Here is a 1,987-nt window from a genome sequence, read left to right on the forward strand (position 1 = left end):
GGCCGTGCCGCCCCCGCAGTCGCGCATGACCACCCAGCCCACGCACAGGTTCACCACCGCGGCGGCCAGGCTGCCCTCGATCGACTTGCCGTGGAACATGCGCGGCCGGATCCGTCCCAGGCGCATGCCCACCAGGGCGGCAGTCAGGTCGCCGAACACTGTCATCAGCACGGCGGTCGTTGCCACCCGCTGCTCGAAAGAGCCCAGGGCCACGATCACGCCGAGCAGGAAAAAGATTTCGGCCCCCACCGCGGCCTGTTCCTTCTCGCGACGGAAATTGGCCCAGAGCCAGGACAGGAGCGGGATATCGGCCTGACGTTCCAGGCGCAGGTACTCGATGATGATCACGGCCACCAGCAGGCCCACCAGCACCAGCAGGCCCAACTGGGGCCCCGCCAAGTGGTCGCAGGCAAAATAGATAACCAGGTAGAACAGGGCGAAAGTGTGGATCACTTTCCGTCCCAGTTCCTTGCCGAAAGCCGCTTTCACCTCACCTTCGCTCCTGTCCGGCAAGCCTGCCGCTCCTTTCCCGTGCCGGCTCATTCCTGGGCCGGGCACTCCAGAGTGAGAGAGATGTTCTTGAACTCGCCCCGGCCGGTGTCCAGGCCGTAGCGGAACTCGCGGGACGGGTCGGGCACCTCGACGGTGCGGTTGACCCGGTTGCTGCCCGAGAGCCACTCGTGGGTCAGGACCAGCCGGCCGGCGTGGCCACCTCCGGCGGTGAACGCGCTCAGGCGGATGTCATCCAGGGCCAGCCCCTCCAGGCGGTAGCGCACGTAGACCTTGCGCACTCCCGGCCCGGGCGACACTTGGGTGTCCGTCTCGGGCCAGGCCAGCACGCGCTCCACCCGCTCGCCGTCCAGACCAGCGCCGAACGGCTTGTAGCGCCAGATTTCAGTCCAGGGCCCCTCGGGGCTGCGTGACCACTCGATTGCGCCCTTGGCGCGAGCCGGGTCGGGGGCGCGAAGCCGCGTGCGGCGGGTCTCGGCGGTGGTCTTTTCCGGGGCCAGGCTGTCCAGGGCCAGGAACCGTCCCCCGGCGCGAAACGAGAGCAGGTCGGCGCTGTCCGGGGCGGCCACGGCGAAAACGGCCTCGGCGCGGCCCCAGTTGCGGGGCTTCAGGAGCTGGTTGTCATTCTCCAGAACGTACTCCATGTTCCGGCTGCGCACGGTGAACCGGTCCAGGGCCTCCAGCCGCACGGGAAGGCTCCAGCGGCGGCGCTGCGGCCCGGGTGAATAGACCAGCTCGTTGCGCCCGGCGGCCAGGACCGGGAAATTGCGCGGGTTGGCCTGCACCAGGCTGGAGATCGCCACCTCGCCCACTCGGGCCGCCCCGGCCGGCTGCGGCCCACTCAGGGTCAGACGGACCAGGTAGCCGTACTTACCGCTCACCATGGTCAGGCAGCCGTGCTCGCTCACGGCCAGAAGGTCCGCCCCGGTCTTCCAGGGGCCGAAATAGGGGCCGTTGATCGCGCCGCAAGTGCGCCAGGAGCGGCCGCGGTCGGTCGAAATCTCGGCCGCCAGGTGGTGCGCCGCGCTCTCGAGCTGGGCGTAGACCGAAATCTCCCCGTCGATCAGCTCGTAAGGGCTGGCCACCTCGAACACGGCCTGGGCGGGAAGGTCGCCGCGGTCGCGGGTCAGGGCCTCGCCGGAGCGCGAGGGCAGGCGCAGGTTCTGGTTGAATCCGCCGCCCACCACCGGGTAGAAAGCCTCGCGGTGCGAAAGCTGGGGCACATACTCGAAACGCCCGGTGCCCCAGCGGCGGTAGTCTTTCTGGCTGTGCGGGCCGTCCGCCGTGCGTATCTCGAACTCCGCTATCTCGCGCGGGAATTCGACATATTCCCCGTGCACCTGCTTGTAGGGCAGGTAGAAAAGGCCCTCGCACTCCGGCTCGTAGAACAGGGTCAGTTTCTCGCCGGGCCGCAGTTCGTAGTCCATGCTGTGGCCGCCGGAGTAACGCTGGAACGGGTACAGGCGGTTGTCGGTCC

The 1,987-nt window shown here is 68.5% G+C and carries 2 protein-coding genes (1 of these 2 cut by a window edge); both read right to left on the reverse strand.

Annotation, left to right across the window (positions count from 1 at the left end; genetic code table 11):
* Nucleotides 1–513 carry the 5' portion of an SEC59/DGK1/VTE5 family protein gene (locus tag LLH00_09195; GenBank protein ID MCE5271443.1) on the reverse strand. It extends 192 nt beyond the left edge of the window, so 513 of the gene's 705 nt are visible here — the first part of the coding sequence; the start codon lies at nucleotides 511–513; its stop codon lies beyond the left edge, outside the window.
* 26 nt (nucleotides 514–539) lie between these two features.
* The coding region (locus LLH00_09200) for a hypothetical protein (protein ID MCE5271444.1) at nucleotides 540–1,987 on the reverse strand (1,448 nt) is incomplete at its 5' end.

The sequence above is a fragment of the bacterium genome (assembly GCA_021372515.1).
Lineage (GTDB): Bacteria > Gemmatimonadota > Glassbacteria > GWA2-58-10 > GWA2-58-10 > JAJFUG01.